Here is a 17883-nt window from a genome sequence, read left to right as displayed (position 1 = left end):
CGCATTACCTGTCCATGTCGAAATATAAAGAAGGCCAATTGCGGCATTGCGCGGCGATCCGGCCATGTTAACGGACCAGTTCCAGAGAAAAACAATATGAATGTCGTCGTCGTAGAATCTCCTGCCAAAGCCAAGACGATCAACAAGTATCTTGGCCCGGGCTATAAGGTTCTTGCATCCTTTGGCCATGTGAGGGATCTTCCTGCCAAGGACGGATCGGTGCTGCCCGACCAGGATTTCGAAATGTCCTGGGAAGTCGACAGCGCCTCCGCCAAGCGCATGAAGGATATTGCCGATGCGGTAAAATCCTCCGACGGCCTCTTTCTCGCAACCGACCCGGATCGCGAAGGCGAAGCCATTTCCTGGCACGTTCTCGATCTTTTGAAAAAGAAGCGTGTCCTCGGCGACAAGCCGGTGAAGCGCGTGGTCTTCAACGCCATCACCAAGAAGGCGGTGCTGGACGCCATGGCGAACCCGCGCGACATCGACGTGCCGCTGGTCGACGCCTATCTCGCCCGCCGTGCGCTCGACTATCTCGTCGGTTTCAACCTCTCCCCCGTGCTGTGGCGCAAGCTGCCCGGCGCGCGTTCCGCCGGTCGTGTGCAGTCCGTTGCGCTGCGTCTCGTCTGTGACCGCGAATCCGAGATCGAGCGTTTCGTTTCCGAAGAATACTGGAACATCAGCGCCCTTCTGAAGACCCCGCGCGGTGACGAGTTCGAGGCCAAGCTGGTTTCCGCTGACGGCAAGCGGTTGCAGAACCGTGCGATCAAGACCGGCGAAGATGCGAACCGGCTGAAGGCGCTGCTGGAAGGCGCGACCTACGTGGTCGACAGCGTCGAGGCGAAGCCCGTCAAGCGTAATCCCGGCCCGCCCTTCACCACATCGACGCTGCAGCAGGCGGCCTCCTCGCGCATGGGCTTTTCCGCCTCGCGCACCATGCAGGTAGCGCAGAAGCTCTACGAAGGCATCGATATCGGCGGCGAGACCGTCGGTCTGATCACCTATATGCGTACCGACGGTGTGCAGATGGCGCCGGAAGCGATCGATGCCGCACGCCTTGCCATCGGCGAGCAGTTCGGCGACCGTTACGTCCCGGAAAAGGCGCGTTTCTATTCCACCAAGGCCAAGAACGCCCAGGAAGCGCACGAGGCGATCCGCCCGACCGATTTCAACCGCACGCCGGATCAGGTGAAGCGTTACCTCGATCCCGATCAGCTGCGCCTTTACGACCTGATCTGGAAGCGCGGCATTGCGAGCCAGATGGCCTCTGCCGAAATCGAACGCACCACGGTGGAAATCCTTGCCGACAAGAACGGCGAAAAGGCCGGTCTTCGTGCCGTCGGCTCGGTGATCCGTTTCGACGGTTTCATCGCCGCCTATACCGACCAGAAGGAAGATGGCGAGCAGAGCGACGACGGTGATGACGAAGGCCGTCTGCCGCCGATCAACGAGCGCGAAAACCTCGCCAAGCAGAAGATCAATGCCAGCCAGCATTTCACCGAACCGCCGCCGCGTTATTCGGAAGCCTCGCTGATCAAGAAGATGGAAGAGCTCGGCATCGGCCGTCCTTCCACCTATGCGGCGACGCTGAAAACGCTGAGCGACCGCGAATATATCGTCGTCGACAAACGCAAGCTGATACCGCATTCGCGCGGCCGGCTGGTGACGGCTTTCCTCGAAAGCTTCTTCACCAAATACGTCGAATACGATTTCACCGCAGCCCTTGAAGAAAAGCTCGACCGCATCTCCGCCGGCGAACTGGACTGGAAGCAGGTTCTGCGTGATTTCTGGAAGGATTTCTTCGCCCAGATCGAAGATACCAAGGAACTGCGCGTCACCAACGTGCTGGATGCGCTGAACGAAGTTCTTGCACCGCTGGTCTTCCCCAAGCGCGAGGACGGTTCCGATCCGCGCATCTGTCAGGTTTGCGGCACCGGCAATCTTTCGCTGAAGCTCGGCAAATATGGTGCTTTTGTCGGTTGCTCCAACTATCCGGAATGCAACTATACACGCCAGCTGACCTCGGACGGTTCGGAAGCCGAAGCTGCCGCATCGAACGAGCCGAAGGCGCTGGGCGCCGATCCGATGACTGGAGAAGAGCTCACGCTCCGCTCTGGCCGTTTCGGGCCCTATATCCAGCGTGGTGACGGTAAGGAAGCCAAGCGCTCCTCGCTGCCCAAGGGCTGGAAGCCTGAAGATATCGACCACGAAAAGGCGCTGGCGCTCATCAACCTGCCGCGCGATATCGGCAAGCACCCGGAAACCGGCAAGATGATCTCGGCCGGTCTCGGCCGCTACGGGCCGTTCCTGCTGCATGATGGTTCCTATGCGAACCTCGAAAGCATCGAGGACGTGTTCGCGATCGGCCTCAACCGGGCAGTAACCGTCATTGCCGAGAAACAGAGCAAGGGACCGGGACGCGGCCGCAGCGGCACGCCGGCTGCTCTCAAGGAGCTGGGCGACCATCCTGATGGCGGCGCGATCACTGTTCGTGACGGGCGTTACGGCGCTTATGTGAACTGGGGCAAGGTCAACGCGACCATTCCAAAGGGACAGGACCCGGCTTCGGTGACGCTGGACGAGGCGCTGGTGTTGATTGCCGAGCGTATTGCCAAGACCGGGACCGGCGGCAAGCCCGTAAAGGCCAAGAAGACCGCTGCCAAGAAGGCCGATGGTGACGCCGCGGCAAAGCCGAAGGCAACCAAGGCCAAGGCGGCAACAAAGAGCAAGACGGCCGCCAAGCCGAAGGCAGCGGCCAAACCCAAGAAGGCAGCAGAGTGAGCAAGGCGCCGCGTCAGAGACAGGGTTCCGCCAGCGACGGTTTCGGACGCACCGGGCGCGGCAAGCGTGTGAATGAAGGTGAAGGCATCATCCATGGCGAGGTGCCTTCCCGCGAAGTGCTGCTGAAATTCATCGCCGACCACCCGCAGCAGGCCTCCAAACGCGAAATCGCCAAGGCTTTCGGCCTGAAGGGTGAAAACCGCGTGGTCCTGAAGGCGCTGCTGAAGGAGCTTGAAACCGACGGCATGGTCCAGAAGAGCCGCAAGTCTCTGACACGCCCGGGCGGCCTGCCGCCTGTGACGGTTCTCGACATCACCACCCGTGACAAGGACGGCGAACTGATCGGCCGGCCGGCGGAATGGCCGGAGGATCAGGGCGCGGCACCCGCCGTACTCATCCGCCAGTCATCGCAGGACCGCGGCAAGAAGGCCCCGGCAGCGGGTCTTGGCGATCGTATTCTGGCGAAGATCTTCTCCTCCAAGGAAAGCGCCGGCCCGGCCTATACGGCCCGTGTCGTGAAGCTGATCGACCGCCGCCAGAACGCGCTGCTCGGCGTATTCAAGGAGACGGCAGGCGGCGGCGGACGGCTGATGCCGATCGACCGGCGTGGCGAGGAAATGGTCATCGACCCCGATGGCGTCGGCGATGCAAAGGATGGCGATCTGATCGAGGTGGAAACCTCGCGCAACAGCGGTCGTTATGGCCTGACGCGCGCCAAGGTTCTGTCGGTCATCGGCTCTGTCGCCTCAGAAAAGGCGATCTCGATGATCGCGATCCATTCCCACGGCATTCCGCATATCTTCCCCTCGAACGTTCTTGCCGAGGCGGATGCCGCCAAGGCGGCCAGCATGTCGCACCGCGAGGACTGGCGCGACCTGCCGCTCATAACCATCGATCCGGCCGACGCCAAGGACCATGACGATGCGGTCTATGCCGAGCCCGACACGTCTCCCGACAATCCTGACGGCGTCATCGTCACCGTCGCCATTGCCGATGTCTCCTGGTATGTGCGGCCCGGTTCGCCGCTGGACCGCGAGGCGCTGAAGCGTGGCAATTCCGTCTATTTCCCCGACCGCGTCGTGCCGATGTTGCCGGAGCGCATCTCCAACGATCTCTGCTCGCTGAAGGAAGGCGTCGACCGCCCTGCCCTTGCGGTGCGGATGACCTTTTCGAAGGAAGGCCGCAAGGCGGGCCACACCTTCCACCGCATCATGATGAAGAGCGCGGCGAAGCTTTCCTACCAACAGGCACAGGCAGCCATTGACGGCAGGCCGGACGACAAGACCGGTACGCTGCTGGAACCTATCCTGAAGCCGCTGTGGCATGCCTATGAGGTGATGAAGCGCGGCCGTGACCGCCGCCAGCCGCTGGAACTCGACATGCCGGAGCGCAAGATCCTGCTTCGGCCTGATGGTACGGTGGACAAGGTCGTCATTCCCGAACGCCTCGATGCGCATAAGCTGATCGAAGAAATGATGATCCAGGCGAACGTCGCCGCCGCCGAGACGCTGGAAAAGAAAAAGCAGCCGCTGGTCTATCGCATCCACGATGCGCCCACGCTTTCCAAGCAGGAGGTTTTGCGCGAATTCCTTGGTACCATCGGCATTACCATGGCCAAGGGAGCGGCCATGCGCGCCAATTCCTTCAATGGCATTCTGGCTCGCGCACTCGACACGCCGCACCAGATCATGGTCAACGAGATGGTGCTGCGCAGCCAGAGCCAGGCGATCTACAGCCCCGAGAATATCGGCCATTTCGGCCTCAACCTGATGAAATACGCGCATTTCACCTCGCCGATCCGCCGTTATGCCGACCTGATCGTGCATCGCGCGCTGGTGGGCTCTCTGGGGCTCGGCGAAGGCGGGATCACCCCGCAGGAAGAAGCGACGCTGGACGATATCGCCGCCGAAATCTCCACCTTCGAGCGCCGCGCCATGGCCGCCGAGCGCGACACCATCAACCGCCTCATCGCGCATCATCTGTCTGAACGGGTGGGCGAAGAATTCGAGGGCCGCGTCGGCGGTGTCACCAAGGCGGGACTTTTTGTCGCGCTGCCGCAATTTGGTGCTGATGGTTTTGTTCCTATATCTACACTCGGAACCGATTATTTCCTCTATGATGAGGCCCATCAAGCCCTGACAGGGGAAAAGACCGGCCTCGGCTACCAGCTTGGCGATACGGTTCAGGTGCGGCTTGCGGAAGCGGTGCCTTTGGCAGGTGCGCTGCGTTTCGATATGCTGAGCCCGGGGCGCAAGATGCCGGTCGGCTCGCGGTCGTTCCACAAGGCAGGCCGGCGGACATCTCATCTTGCCGCCAAGCCTGGAACACGTCCGCCGAGAAGGCGACGATAACAAGACCGCTGCAGGCGGTTGAACGAACGGGAGAAGGACTTAAGGATGAGTGCACATCAGGGCTCGGAAACGGTCACCTTCGGAGACGATAGCGCGGAACGGCCGCTTGGCCGCTCGATCATGCGGGGAATGGCCAATCGTTGCCCGGCCTGCGGCAGCGGCCGCCTGTTCCGGGCCTGGCTGAAGCCGGTGGACGCCTGCGCGGCCTGCGGCGAAGAAATGCATCATCACCGTTCGGACGACCTGCCGCCCTATATCTCCATCGTCATCATCGGCCATATCGCCGTTGGCGGCTTCATGATGACGGATATGGTCCTCAACATTCCCATGTGGGCGCATTTCGCCATCTGGGTGCCGATCACCATTCTGTCCGCACTTTTGACGCTGCAACCGATCAAGGGCGGCGTCATCGGCCTGCAGTGGGCGCTGCGGATGCACGGTTTTGATCGAAAACAGCAAAAAGTGCAGATAGACGGCTCGTCTCACTGACGTGAGCAGGACCTTGCACGTGCCTGAGCTTTCCCGGGACCCCGAAACGGTGAGCGCTCCCGTGCGGCCGCGAGACGCTGCCTCCATCATCCTCTTCGACCGTTCCGGCTCAGGCCCCAAGGTCCTGATGGGCCAGCGCAGCAGCGCCCACGTCTTCATGCCGGGCGCCTATGTCTTTCCCGGCGGCAAACGCGATCCGCGCGACCATGCGCTGCCCTTTTCCGGTGATCTGCACCCTGCCGTCCTCAACAGCCTCACCGCTTCGGCGGCGCGCCGCCTGAGTGCCGCTGGCGCACGGGCTCTGGCGCTGGCCGCCGCGCGTGAGCTTTTTGAGGAAACCGGCGTGAACCTCGGAATGGGTGCCGAAGGTCCTGATCTCTCCCGTTTCCGATATGTGGCTCGCGCCATCACCCCACCCGGTAATGTGCGGCGCTACGACACGCGATTCTTCTGCTGTTATGCCGATGAGTTGGGGCTCGATGTCGGGCTCACCCGTGATTCCGACGAGCTCTCCAACGTGCAATGGCTTGACATGACAGACCTTTCCGGTCTGAACATGCCCAAAATCACACGTACGGTTCTCGAAGATGTCACAAAACTCATGATAGGTGATCCCTCACTGCCCTTTGAAAGCCCCGCGCGGCTCTATATCACGCGCCACGGCCGGTTCATTCGAGACTTTGTATAAAGGCCGTCATGTCACAAATGAAATGCGAAGAAGCGGACGCCATTCACTGGCCCTCACTGATCGCCGCCATTTCCGCCATCAGTGCGGTGGGTGTCGCCATCGGTCTCGGCCTGCCGCTCCTGTCGATCATCCTTGAGAAGCGCGGCATCTCCTCGACCATGATCGGGGTGAATTCGGCCATGGCGGGTGTCGCGGCGATGATGGCCGCCTCGGTGACCAGCAAGATCGCCCATGATTTCGGCGTGGCACGAACCATGCTTCTCGCGGTCCTGATTTCGGCGCTGAGCGCACTCGGCTTTTATTTCGCCGAAGCCTTCTGGATGTGGTTTCCGCTGCGAATCGTCTTCCATGGCGCGACCACGACGCTGTTCATTCTCTCCGAATACTGGATCAACATGACCGCGCCGCCGAAAAAACGCGGCATGGTTCTCGGCATTTACGCAACCGGCCTTGCGGTTGGTTTCGCGGTTGGTCCATTGCTGTTTTCCGTCGTCGGCAGCGAAGGCATCCTGCCCTTCCTCGTCGGCGCGGCGATCATCCTTCTGGCCGCTATCCCCATCTTCATGGCGCGCGGCGAGAGCCCGGAGCTGGACGAGCGGCCCAATCACCACTTCGTCCGCTACGTCTGGCTGGTGCCGATGGCGTCGGCTGCGGCTTTCGTGTTCGGTTCGGTGCAGGCGGGCGGCCTGTCGCTCTTTCCCATCTACGCCACCCGTGAGGGCTTCAACGAATCGCAGGCGGCGCTGCTGCTGACCGTCATGGGAATCGGCAACATGGTCTTCCAGATACCGATCGGCCTGCTTTCCGACCGGATGAAGGATCGGCGCACCATGCTCGCCCTCATGGCCTTTGCGGGCGTTTGCGGCACGCTGGCGCTGCCGGTTCTGGTGGAAAGCTGGCTTCTGGTGGCGGCGCTGCTGCTGTTCTGGGGCGGCCTCGTCTCCGGCATGTATACCGTTGGCCTCACCCATCTCGGCTCGCGCCTCAAGGGCGCGGATCTCGTGGCCGCCAATGCCGCCTTCATCTTCTGTTACGCCATGGGTACCATTGCAGGACCACAGGCCGTCGGCATTTCCATGGATGCTGCGGGCACCGATGGTTTCGCCTGGGCGCTCGCCGTATTTTTCGGGCTTTACGTGGTGCTTTATGGGTTCCGTTTTGTTTTCCGGGCAAAACAGGCTTGACTTTTCGGGCGCGATACGTAGTTTCGCGCCAGATTTAGCCGAGGTGAGAAGCGCCTGCGGCTTCTCTTTTGTTTAAAGGCAGGACGACCATGGCGAAAGCTACAACAATCAAGATCAAGCTGCTGTCGACAGCCGACACCGGTACCTTCTACGTCACCACCAAGAACAGCCGTACGTTCACGGACAAGATGACGAAGACGAAGTATGACCCGGTTGTACGCAAGCACGTTGAATTCAAGGAAACCAAGATCAAGTAATTTCTTGATCGGGTCTCCGGCAAAAAGCGCGCCCAATGGGCGCGTTTTTTGTTTGTGCCCAGCGGAAGAAGTGGCCACAAGCCCTTTGCGCCCAGAGGCTTCCCAACGGGAAAATAAGGGGCCTGCCTCCTGCCGCCGCGGAAATTGAGCGGTCATTGGCAACGTGTGGACGCAGGTTATCGATGAGTCCGACCACATGGTCTGACGCACCACTCACCACCGCAATCGTTCATGTGTTCAGAGGGTATGCTGGGGGTTACAGCCATCCGCCCCTGCCGCGTGACGACCTCGTCGCGTCGCGTAAGGAAGACGGCTGCGCAAGCCGCTACGCTGCAACGCGTGTACCAAGAGCAGGCAATTTTCGGAAATAAGGCGGTCGGCCAACGATGTGATTACGGCACGAGGAACCGATTCGGACATCGTCAGCCGACCGACCCCACGATTCAGGAGATGCGGCGGACCTGAGCATCATGGGGCATTCAAACTACGCAATACCAGCCCCTGACGAGCGAAATCGCGACGGCTAAGCCGCAATCATTCATCATCGCAAGACGGATAAACCGCCGGAAGAACTGTTATTCTCGATTGTGAGTGTGCGCAGAAGTAAAATAAAAATCAAGAAATTCTTAAGCCAGAGACATATCACCTGGGAAACATGGTTAAGTATACAAAGCTGGCACACTATAGTTGCCGGAGAGATTGAATTCAACGTGTTTTTCAACTTGAACTCTATTTATATCGTTAAGCTGCACCCTTTCATTGCAAAACGATAAAATACATCCAAGGTCAATGGCTTGCAGTCTGGCGGTGTCCATGCCCGATTTCCGAGCGAATATTTCGCCGGGACATGACGGAGAGATTGCGCAATATTTTTAGTTAATCCGCCGCCGCCGGTTCAAGCGGCGGCCGCCACGACGCGGTTGCGGCCGGCGTGTTTCGCCTCGTAAAGCGCCTTGTCCGCATGTTTCAGGATTTCGTCCGGCGCACCGAAAGCGCCGCTGCTGGTGGCTATGCCGAGAGAGGCGGTAATGCTCAATTCCCGATCGATGGAACGGACATAAAAGGGCTTGTCCTCCACGATCGCCCTCAGGCGCTCGGCGACACTTGCCGCAAGCTCTATCGGCGTATCGGGCATGACGACGACGAACTCCTCGCCGCCATAGCGGCAGGCAAGATCCGCACCGCGCACCGTGCTGCGGATGCGTGCCGCAAACTCCCGTAGCACCTCATCGCCGACATCATGGCCATAGGTATCGTTGACCAGCTTGAAGCGGTCTATATCGGTCATGCAGATGGAGATCGGACGGCCGCGAACGGCGGCGCGGTCGAACAGTATCTTCAGGTGGTTGTCGAGGTAGCGGCGATTGTTGAGGCCAGTCAGCCCGTCGACAATGGCAAGTTCCATCGTGTGCTGCAGATTGAGCCGCAGATGCTCGTTATAACGCTTGCGCCTGATCTGCGTCAGCGAGCGGGCGACGAGTTCGTTCGGATCGATCGGGCGGAGAATATAATCGTTCACGCCGAGATCGAGCGCGCGCGCCACCATCTCATCCGCCCCCTGCTCCGCCACCAGAAGCAGCGGCAGGAAACGGGTGCGTTCCAGCGAGCGAAGCTGCGAGCACAGCCGCAGCGGATCGTAGTCCTCGAAATTGGAATTGACGATGACGAGTTCGAAGGGGTTACTCGCCGCCTTGAGCAGCGCCGCCTGCGGCTCCGTGACAGCATCGACCTCTGCAATCGGCTTGAGCGCCCGCACGATACGTTCCTGCGAGCTGGAGCGGCCGTCCGCCACCAATACGCGGCCGGGCGTCTGCATCAGGCCGTCGCTGCGCAGCATCTCCTCGATGCCGATCTGGCGTGCGGTTTCGGCGCGCAGCCGTAACTCGTCGCTGACGGCCTTGAGGCGGACCAGGCTTTTGACGCGGGCGATCAGCTGCAGGTCGTTGACCGGTTTGGTCAGAAAATCGTCGGCGCCGGCTTTGAGGCCGCGCACGCGGTCCGACGGCTGATCAAGTGCGGTGACCATCACGACCGGAATATGCGCCGTATTCGGATTGGCCTTCAGCCTTTCGCAGACCTCGAACCCGTCCATGCCCGGCATCATGATATCGAGCAGGATGATATCGACCTGCTCCTCGTCGCAGATGGCAAGCGCCTTGAAACCATCCTCGGCGGTGACGACATCGAAATATTCCGCCACAAGACGCGCTTCGAGAAGCTTCACATTGGCCGGGATATCGTCAACAACCAGAACTCTCGCCGTCATAACCGTTCCCCAGTCGCCTCACGCATCGCCCAGATAAGTCTTGATGATTTCGATGAACTTCGGAACGGAAATCGGCTTCGACACATAGGCCTCGCATCCGCCCTGGCGAATGCGTTCCTCGTCGCCCTTCATGGCGAAAGCCGTGACCGCGATGACCGGAATGACATGCAGCTCGTCATCTTCCTTCAGCCATTTCGTCACCTCCAGCCCCGAAACTTCCGGCAGCTGAATATCCATGAGGATGAGGTCCGGGCGGTGCTTGCGGGCGAGATCGAGCGCTTCCATGCCGTTGCGCGTCTGGATCGTCGTATAACCAGACGCCTCGATCAGGTCGCGAAAGAGCTTCATGTTCAGCTCGTTATCTTCGACTATCATGACCTGCTTGGGCATGGTGAGCAGTCCCCGTTTCGCTTTGAAACCTTCATCCAGACATATAGGGTGTCAGAGAACCGATTCCATCGTCCATTTGTTGCGCAAGGCTAGAGGGATTTGGTTTCAAAATAGGTAACTTCGGGGAAGAAATGCTGCGCGATACGAAAAACAAAGGCAATGCCGGCAAAGATCCGCAAGAAACGGCCGCCGCCATACTTGGCTGGCTGGCAAACGAACCGGACATGCTGGCGCGTTTTCTGGCGCTGAGCGGATTGCAGGCCAACATGCTGCGCCAGGCCGTCACCGATCCCGGCTTTCTGGCGGGGCTCACCGATTTTCTGATGAGCCACGAACCCGATCTGATGGCATTTTGCGCCGCGACCGACACTTCCCCCGAAGCAGTGGCGGCCGCCTGGCATCACTTTTCCGGCCCGGGGCTCGATTCTGGCGTGTATTGACGGGCCGAGAGACGGAGACAGTCAGCGTTTCAGCAATGTGCGGGCATAAGATTCCAGAACGGCGTTCATGCGTGTCTGGTATCCCTTCCCGGTGGATTTATACGCCTCGACAACGGATTTCTTGACCCGCAATGTTATTTGCTGTGTTCCCTCGGGCTCCACGAGTTTTGCGTTCGCCCAGAAGCGCTCATCCAATTCGGGAATATCGCTGTAGTCTATCTTCTCGTCCGGCAAGGCGGCGAGTTCTTCAAGGCTCAGTTCTTTTTCGTATTTCTTCGTCATAACGTTTCCTTTCACGGCGGTTTGCCGGCCGGGCGGAGATGATGCGGATGAGACCGGCACGATCGGTATGAATGACCGCCAGAAATACTATTCCTTCGATCTGCCCGATGGTGTGATAACGCGTCTCGCCATACGCTACGCGCTCATCGACCCATGACAGGACCGCATTTTCGAAGATTCGAATCGCAGTCCGAAATCCGACGCCATGCTTTCGGATGTTGGACCGGTTTTTCTCTTCATCCCATTCAAACATGCGTAAAAAATCATCTACAATTGTAACTACAAATATGAGTCAAGATCAAATATTTCCCGCCGCTATGCAAGCTTTTCCCATTCTCCGGGGTTTGAAATCTGGGCTTTGTCGTCAACGCCCCTTGAGCCGTCGTCACGGCCGGAGTATGGTCGGCAACGTTCTGGTTTTGTTTTCGGCTCATGTCTACGTCGCACCCCTATGATCCCGGTTTTTGCCGCGACTGTCTGGCCGGCCAGCCAGAAGGGTTGAGGCGTTGCCGCGCCTGTGGCAGCCCGCGCCTTGTTTATCACGCCGAACTCTACGATCTGAGCATTGCCCATATCGACTGCGACGCCTTTTATGCCTCTGTTGAAAAACGGGATAATCCGGAACTGGCCGACAAGCCCGTGATCGTTGGTGGCGGCAAGCGCGGGGTGGTTTCCACCGCCTGTTATATCGCCCGCATTCAGGGCGTGCGCTCCGCAATGCCCATGTTCAAGGCGCTGGAAGCTTGTCCTGACGCGGTGGTCATCAAGCCGGACATGGAGAAATACAGCCGTGTCGGGCGCGAAATCCGGGCGATGATGCAGGAATTGACGCCGCTCGTGCAGCCAATTTCCATAGACGAGGCCTTTCTCGATCTTTCCGGCACCGAGAGGCTGCATCACGATCCACCGGCCCGTGTGCTGGCGAAATTCGCCCGGCGCGTGGAAAAGGAAGTGGGCGTGACCGTTTCAGCCGGGCTTTCCTATTGCAAATTTCTCGCCAAGGTCGCGTCCGACCTGCAAAAACCGCGTGGCTTTTCAGTGATCGGTGAGGCGGAAGCACTGTCCTTTCTGGCGGCGCGGCCGGTAACCACCATCTGGGGCGTGGGCAAGGCCTTTGCGGCGACGCTGGAAGCGGACGGCATCCGCATGATCGCGCAGCTGCAGGAAATGGAGGAAAGCGAGCTGATGCGCCGTTATGGCGTGATGGGGCAGCGCCTCTTCCGGCTTTCACGCGGCATTGACGAGCGGCACGTGCATAATAACGATCCCGTCAAAAGCGTCTCTTCCGAAACCACCTTCTTCAACGATATTTCCCGCCATGAGGATCTGGTGCCGATCCTGCGCTCTCTATCCGAAAAGGTTGCCTGGCGGCTGAAGAAGAGCGGCATTGCCGGTCAGACGGTGGTGCTGAAGATGAAGACGGCCGACTTCAAGCTCCGCACCCGCAACCGCAGGCTGGATGACCCCACGCAGCTTGCCGACCGGATTTTCCGCACCGGCCTCTCGCTGTTGGAAAAAGAAACGGACGGCACCAAATTCCGCCTCATCGGCATTGGCGTTAGCGATCTGCGCGATGCGGGCCTCGCCGACCCTCCCGATCTCGTCGACAGACAGGCGGGACGGCGGGCGGCGGCGGAAGCGGCGATGGACAAGCTGCGCGACAAGTTCGGCAAGGGCAGCGTCGAGACCGGCTATACTTTCGGAACGCGCAAATAATGCCCGCTGGGTTGTGCGAGGGGCCGCGCAATCCCGCCCCCGCCACGTCGCGCCCGATATATTTTAGATTTTACACAAATTAGTGATGTTGCGAATGAGACGTCCTTAAACTTCATTAAACTTCGCGTGGTTGAGTGAGGCAAGTTTTGTGCATGTGGTGTATTGCGTCATGTCCCTTCGCCTCCGTCTTATGGCTGGCATGCTGTCGGCCAGCATTCTCGCCTTTCCGGCGCTAGCCGCTGACAGCCGCGCGCTGCAGATTCTGGTATCAAAAAGCGATCAGTCGCTCTCGCTTTATGAAAATGGCGAAATCATCGCCACCTCGAAAGTCTCCACCGGCAAGGCCGGGCATGAGACGCCGAGCGGCATATTCTCCATTCTGGAAAAGCGAAAATACCACGAGTCGAATATCTATTCGGCTGCACCCATGCCCTTCATGCAGCGGCTGACATGGTCCGGCATCGCACTGCACGAAGGCAAGGTGCCGAACTATCCTGCCTCGCATGGCTGCGTGCGCCTGCCTTCCAAATTCGCCAAGTCACTTTTCGGCGACACGCGCACTGGCGTCCATGTCATCATCACCGACCGCCCGGTCTCGCTGCGCTTCGTACAGCATCCGGCGCTGTTCGCCCCGCGCGACGATGCCGATGACGGCAAGCTGCTTCTTTCGGATGTGGAGTTGCGCCCGGCGACATTCGATGCAGCCTTGGGCACGGTTGAGGTTGCCGTCAATGAAAAGACCCAGTCCCTCAAGCCGGCGGCGAAGGCCAGAGAACCCTCACCCCTGCGCATTCTCATCACCCGGCGTGGCGAGCGCGAAAAGGTGATGGATATTCAAACCGTGCTGACCCGTCTCGGCTTCGATGCTGGTTCTGCCGATGGTTACACCGGAGAGATGACGATCAGCGCAATCAATGGTTTCAAGCGCTGGAAGGGGCTGAAGACCACCGGGCCGCTTCTGACCGACGCCTTCGTGGCGGCGCTTTATGCCTCCGCCGGTGAAAACCATCCGCCGACCGGCCAGATCATGGTGCGGCAGGATTTCAAACCGCTGTTCGAAGCAGCCATCGACATCAAGGACCCGGAAGTGGCGCTCGGAACCCACTTCTTCGAGGCTGTTACCGTGGACCGCGCGGCTGGAACTGCCGAATGGAACGGCGTGACGCTCGAAAACCACCTGCCGGCGGCAGCCCGCAAGCGGCTCGGAATCACCGTTACCGAAGCCCCTGGCGGCTTCGATCAATTGAGCGCCGTGCTCAGCCGCCTCGAAATACCCGCAGAGATACGCAGCCGTATCGAACAGGAGCTTTCAAGCGGCAGCTCGATCACCGTTTCCGACATTAGTCACCAGATGGAAACAGGCACCGGAACGGACTTCATCACCGTTACGAAAGAAGGGCCGGTATGAGCGACGTGTGAGGCGCGAGCCTCACACCAGTTCCACGTCAACGACACCGGGTGCGGACCGCAGCGCAGCGGCGATTTCCGGCGAGATACGGTATTTCTCCGTCAGTTCCACCTCGATCTCGCGGCTGCCTTCATCCTTGATGACGATGAAATAGACCGAGCCGTCACCCTTGGTGTTGAGATGGCGGGCGACCGTTTTCAGCGGACCGGAATCGCGCACATAAACGCGCAAGGCCTTCTGCATCTGCACGGATTTCTCTTCCAACGACTGCGCCGTCTGTATACGCAGGCCGATGCCTTCCGGGCGCTCTTCCGCCTGCACGGTGATAACAAGCGATTTGCCGACTTCCAGCAGATCCCGGAATTGGCCGAGCCCTTCGGAAAACAGCACCGCCTCATATTGCCCTGATGCATCCGAGAAGGTGACGATGCCCATCTTGTTGCCGGTGCGGGTCTTGCGTTCCTGCTTGCCGGTGACGGTGCCGGCCAGACGCCCGGCGGTCGCACCCTGTTTCACCGCCGCTGAAAAATCGGCGAAATTCTGCACCCGCAACTTTTCCAGCACGGGGCGATAGGTATCGAGAGGATGGGCGGTGAGGTAAAAACCGAGAACCTGATATTCACGCAGCAGTTTTTCCGAAGCGAGCCAGGGCTGGAAAGCGGGCAGGACAAGCTTTTCCGGGCCGTTGCCGCCGCCGGAACCGAACATGTCCGACTGGCCGATGGTGCGATTGTTCTGCGCCATCTGCGCATAACCGATAATGCGGTCCAGCCCGCCGATCAGTTCGGCGCGGTCGCGGCCGAAACAATCGAAAGCGCCGGCATTGATCAGGCTTTCCAGCACACGCCGGTTGATCTGCTTGGGGTCGATGCGTAGGCAGAAATCTTCAAGGCTCGTGAACGGCTTGCCGTCGCGAACCTGGACGATGTGTTCCACCGCGCCCTCGCCTACGCCCTTGATGGCGGCCAGCGAATAATAGATGCGGTTTTCACCTGTCTCGAACTGGCGGAAGGACGTCTGCACCGAAGGTGCGACGACCTCGATGCCAAGGCGGCCGGCATCCTGCCGGAAATCGTTGAGCTTTTCCGTGTTTGCCATATCGAGCGTCATGGAGGCCGCGAGGAACTCCACTGGATAATGCGCCTTCATATAGGCGGTCTGGTAGGACACGATGGCGTAGGCGGCGGCATGGCTCTTGTTGAAGCCGTAATTGGCGAATTTCGCCAGAAGGTCGAAGATGGTGTTGGCTTGCGGCTTCGAGACGCCATTCTTGATGGCGCCATCGACGAAGCGCTCACGCTGCTGGTCCATCTCCTCCTTGATCTTCTTGCCCATGGCGCGGCGCAGAAGATCGGCTTCGCCGAGCGAATAACCTGACAGGACCTGGGCGATCTGCATCACCTGTTCCTGATAGACGATAACGCCTTGCGTTTCCTTGAGCAGATGGTCGATGGTCGGGTGGATTGATTCCAGCTCCTCCTCGCCATGTTTGCGGGCGTTATAAACCGGGATGTTTTCCATCGGGCCGGGACGATAAAGCGCCACCAGCGCGATGATGTCCTCGATGCAGTCTGGCCGCATGCCGATCAGCGCCTTGCGCATGCCGGCACTTTCCACCTGGAACACGCCGATGGTTTCGCCGCGCGACAGCATCTCGTAAGTTTTGGCGTCATCCAGCGGGATGGCGGCAAGATCAACCTTGATGCCGCGCTTGGCGACGAAATCCACCGCCACCTTCAGCACCGTCAGCGTCTTCAGGCCGAGGAAGTCGAATTTGACGAGGCCGGCGCTTTCCACCCATTTCATGTTGAACTGGGTGACCGGCATATCGGATCGCGGATCGCGATACATCGGCACCAGCTTGGAGAGCGGCCGATCGCCAATGACGATACCGGCGGCGTGGGTGGAGGCGTGACGGTAAAGCCCCTCAATCTTCTGGGCGATATCCAAGAGGCGGGCGACGACCGGCTCCTTGTCCGCCTCTTCCTGCAGGCGCGGCTCTTCCTCGATCGCTTTTGACAGCGGTGTCGGATTGGCCGGGTTGTTGGGCACCAGCTTGCAGATCTTGTCCACCTGCCCATAGGGCATTTCCAGAACGCGGCCGACATCGCGCAAGGCCGCGCGCGCCTGCAGCGAACCGAAGGTGATGATCTGCGCCACCTGCTCGCGACCATATTTGGCCTGCACGTAGCGGATCACCTCTTCACGGCGGTCCTGGCAGAAGTCGATATCGAAGTCAGGCATCGATACGCGTTCGGGATTGAGAAAGCGTTCGAACAGCAGCGAGAAGCGCAGGGGGTCGACGTCGGTAATGGTAAGCGCGTAAGCGACAAGCGAACCCGCACCCGAACCACGGCCAGGGCCTACCGGAATATCATGCTGCTTGGCCCATTTGATGAAGTCGGCAACGATCAGGAAGTAACCGGGAAACTTCATGCGCGAGATGACGCCGAGTTCGAAATCCAGCCTGTCGCGATACTCCTGCTCCGTATAACCGGCCGCCATGCCGAGCGCTGCCAGCCGCTGATCCAGCCCCTCTACTGCCTGGCGGCGAAGCTCCTCGGCTTCAGCGCGTTCCGCCGCTTCGGGGTCGTCGCTGGCGCCGGTGAAGCGCGGCAGGATCGGGCCACGCTTCTTCAGCACGAAGGAGCAGCGGAGCGCGATCTCGACAGTGTTTTCGAGCGCCTCGGGAATGTCGGCAAAAAGCGCCACCATCTCCTCACGACTCTTGAGGTAATGGTCGGGCGTCAACCGGAACCGGCTGTCATCGGAGACGATGGCGTTGTGCGCCACCGCCATCAGCGCATCATGCGCCTCGTAATCAGCCTTGGAGGGGAAGAACGCTTCATTGGTGGCAACCAGCGGAATATCATGCTCGTAAGCAAGGCCGATCATGCGCCGCTCATGGGAACGGTCGTAGCCTGACTGGCGCTGCAATTCGATGTAGAGACTGTCCCCGAAGAGTGACTTCAATGTCAGCAGCCGCTCTTTCGCCTGCGCTGCATGGCCTTCCTTCAAGGCCATATCCACCGGTCCGCCGGAAGCGCCCGTCAGCGCGATCAGCCCCGCATTGGAGGCCTCTTCCAGCCATGCACGGGTAATATGCACGGAATGACCGCCACTGCCCTCGCCTTCCAGATAGGCGCGGCTGACGATATCCACCAGCCGCTCATAACCTTCGGCATTGGCGGCCAGCAGAACGATGGCGGGAAGTTTCTGAAGATGGCTATTGTGGTTGCGGCGATCCTCCGCCGCATCCTGCATGTCGATCGACAGCTGGCAACCGATGATCGGCTGCAGACCCTCATCGCGCGCCTTTTCGGAAAACTCCAGCGCGACGAAGAGGTTGTTGGTGTCGGTAATGGCTATGGCCGGCTGGCCGTCCGCAACGGCCTTGGACATGATTTTCTTGAGGGGCAACGCCCCCTCAAGCAGGGAATAAGCGGAATGAACCCGAAGATGGACGAAACCGGGGGTCTTCAACGTTTCGCCAGAGGTCTCTCCACGCATAACCGCATCGCCCATATCATCATCCTGTCATTCTGAATCGAGGGGGCGATTTTCCGATTTCCGGCGCTTAATGTCCACCGCTTTGCAGCGTCCATACAGGCTTCTGCGCCGGTGTCTTCTT

The 17883-nt window shown here is 59.8% G+C and carries 14 protein-coding genes; 9 read left to right on the top strand and 5 right to left on the bottom strand.

Going from position 1 to position 17883, the window contains the following annotated elements; all coding sequences use genetic code 11:
- Positions 1 to 96 precede the first annotated feature (96 nt).
- From topA to rpmG, 6 genes are all read left to right on the top strand, one after another.
- Entirely contained in the window at positions 97 to 2781 is a 2685-nt protein-coding gene (topA, locus tag DA915_RS06790) for a type I DNA topoisomerase (RefSeq protein WP_099085467.1), read from the top strand.
- A complete protein-coding gene (gene rnr, locus DA915_RS06785) occupies positions 2778 to 5132 on the top strand; it encodes a ribonuclease R (RefSeq protein WP_107675476.1) in 2355 nt (784 codons plus the stop codon). Before topA ends, rnr begins: the two co-directional genes overlap by 4 nt.
- A gap of 45 nt (positions 5133 to 5177) precedes the next feature.
- The gene (locus DA915_RS06780; RefSeq protein WP_003502429.1) at positions 5178 to 5621 is read left to right on the top strand and encodes a DUF983 domain-containing protein; all 444 of its coding nucleotides are present in this window, start codon (positions 5178 to 5180) and stop codon (positions 5619 to 5621) included.
- Positions 5622 to 5682: 61 nt separating this feature from the next.
- Positions 5683 to 6309, top strand: a complete 627-nt coding sequence (locus tag DA915_RS06775; RefSeq protein WP_244600699.1) for an NUDIX hydrolase — start codon at positions 5683 to 5685, stop codon at positions 6307 to 6309.
- A 17-nt stretch (positions 6310 to 6326) separates the two neighbouring features.
- Positions 6327 to 7493: an MFS transporter gene (locus DA915_RS06770; protein ID WP_192886446.1), complete on the top strand. Its 1167-nt coding sequence runs from the start codon at positions 6327 to 6329 to the stop codon at positions 7491 to 7493.
- Between the two features lie 89 nt (positions 7494 to 7582).
- Positions 7583 to 7750, top strand: coding sequence for a 50S ribosomal protein L33 (rpmG, locus tag DA915_RS06765; protein ID WP_003496403.1), 168 nt, complete (start codon positions 7583 to 7585; stop codon positions 7748 to 7750).
- A gap of 895 nt (positions 7751 to 8645) precedes the next feature.
- Here rpmG and DA915_RS06755 read toward each other — a convergent pair.
- The gene (locus tag DA915_RS06755; protein WP_107675473.1) at positions 8646 to 10016 is read right to left on the bottom strand and encodes a PleD family two-component system response regulator; all 1371 of its coding nucleotides are present in this window, start codon (positions 10014 to 10016) and stop codon (positions 8646 to 8648) included.
- A gap of 18 nt (positions 10017 to 10034) precedes the next feature.
- Positions 10035 to 10406, bottom strand: a complete 372-nt coding sequence (locus tag DA915_RS06750; protein WP_003496409.1) for a response regulator — start codon at positions 10404 to 10406, stop codon at positions 10035 to 10037.
- A 131-nt stretch (positions 10407 to 10537) separates the two neighbouring features.
- Between DA915_RS06750 and DA915_RS06745 the strand changes: the two genes are divergently transcribed.
- Positions 10538 to 10846 (top strand): DUF3572 domain-containing protein, encoded by a 309-nt coding sequence (locus tag DA915_RS06745; protein ID WP_107675472.1) that lies wholly within the window; start codon positions 10538 to 10540, stop codon positions 10844 to 10846.
- 21 nt (positions 10847 to 10867) lie between these two features.
- Here the strand turns inward: DA915_RS06745 and DA915_RS06740 are convergent, their stop codons facing one another.
- Together DA915_RS06740 and DA915_RS06735 are read right to left on the bottom strand one after the other, a co-directional pair.
- Entirely contained in the window at positions 10868 to 11128 is a 261-nt protein-coding gene (locus tag DA915_RS06740) for a BrnA antitoxin family protein (RefSeq protein WP_003502419.1), read from the bottom strand.
- Positions 11094 to 11381 carry a BrnT family toxin gene (locus DA915_RS06735; RefSeq protein WP_003502417.1) on the bottom strand — a complete coding sequence of 96 codons (288 nt, stop codon included), beginning with the start codon at positions 11379 to 11381 and terminating at the stop codon, positions 11094 to 11096. The genes DA915_RS06740 and DA915_RS06735 overlap by 35 nt, the downstream gene beginning before the upstream one ends.
- A 179-nt stretch (positions 11382 to 11560) precedes the next feature.
- Here DA915_RS06735 and DA915_RS06730 point away from each other — a divergent pair, with 179 nt between their 5' ends.
- Positions 11561 to 12844 (top strand): DNA polymerase IV, encoded by a 1284-nt coding sequence (locus DA915_RS06730; RefSeq protein ID WP_080866093.1) that lies wholly within the window; start codon positions 11561 to 11563, stop codon positions 12842 to 12844.
- Between the two features lie 169 nt (positions 12845 to 13013).
- Positions 13014 to 14252, top strand: a complete 1239-nt coding sequence (locus DA915_RS06725; RefSeq protein WP_107675471.1) for a L,D-transpeptidase family protein — start codon at positions 13014 to 13016, stop codon at positions 14250 to 14252.
- Positions 14253 to 14273: 21 nt separating this feature from the next.
- On the opposite strand, the gene dnaE is transcribed toward DA915_RS06725, so the two are convergent.
- A complete protein-coding gene (gene dnaE / locus DA915_RS06720) occupies positions 14274 to 17777 on the bottom strand; it encodes a DNA polymerase III subunit alpha (protein WP_107675470.1) in 3504 nt (1167 codons plus the stop codon).
- Positions 17778 to 17883: the final 106 nt, after the last annotated feature.

This window comes from Agrobacterium sp. LAD9 (assembly GCF_003031125.1).
Classification (GTDB): domain Bacteria; phylum Pseudomonadota; class Alphaproteobacteria; order Rhizobiales; family Rhizobiaceae; genus Agrobacterium; species Agrobacterium radiobacter.
Note: the sequence above shows the minus strand (reverse complement) of the source record. Positions and strands in the feature narration are given on the sequence as shown.

Excerpts from the sequence above, each read along its gene's own strand:
- topA (WP_099085467.1), top strand. The coding sequence starts at position 97 with ATGAATGTCGTCGTCGTAGAATCTCCTGCCAAAGCCAAGACGATCAAC.
- DA915_RS06780 (WP_003502429.1), top strand. The coding sequence starts at position 5,178 with ATGAGTGCACATCAGGGCTCGGAAACGGTCACCTTCGGAGACGATAGC.
- DA915_RS06770 (WP_192886446.1), top strand. The coding sequence starts at position 6,327 with ATGAAATGCGAAGAAGCGGACGCCATTCACTGGCCCTCACTGATCGCC.
- rpmG (WP_003496403.1), top strand. The coding sequence starts at position 7,583 with ATGGCGAAAGCTACAACAATCAAGATCAAGCTGCTGTCGACAGCCGAC.
- DA915_RS06755 (WP_107675473.1), bottom strand. The coding sequence starts at position 10,016 with ATGACGGCGAGAGTTCTGGTTGTTGACGATATCCCGGCCAATGTGAAG.
- DA915_RS06750 (WP_003496409.1), bottom strand. The coding sequence starts at position 10,406 with ATGCCCAAGCAGGTCATGATAGTCGAAGATAACGAGCTGAACATGAAG.
- DA915_RS06745 (WP_107675472.1), top strand. The coding sequence starts at position 10,538 with ATGCTGCGCGATACGAAAAACAAAGGCAATGCCGGCAAAGATCCGCAA.
- DA915_RS06740 (WP_003502419.1), bottom strand. The coding sequence starts at position 11,128 with ATGACGAAGAAATACGAAAAAGAACTGAGCCTTGAAGAACTCGCCGCC.
- DA915_RS06735 (WP_003502417.1), bottom strand. The coding sequence starts at position 11,381 with ATGTTTGAATGGGATGAAGAGAAAAACCGGTCCAACATCCGAAAGCAT.
- DA915_RS06730 (WP_080866093.1), top strand. The coding sequence starts at position 11,561 with ATGTCTACGTCGCACCCCTATGATCCCGGTTTTTGCCGCGACTGTCTG.
- DA915_RS06725 (WP_107675471.1), top strand. The coding sequence starts at position 13,014 with ATGTCCCTTCGCCTCCGTCTTATGGCTGGCATGCTGTCGGCCAGCATT.
- dnaE (WP_107675470.1), bottom strand. The coding sequence starts at position 17,777 with ATGGGCGATGCGGTTATGCGTGGAGAGACCTCTGGCGAAACGTTGAAG.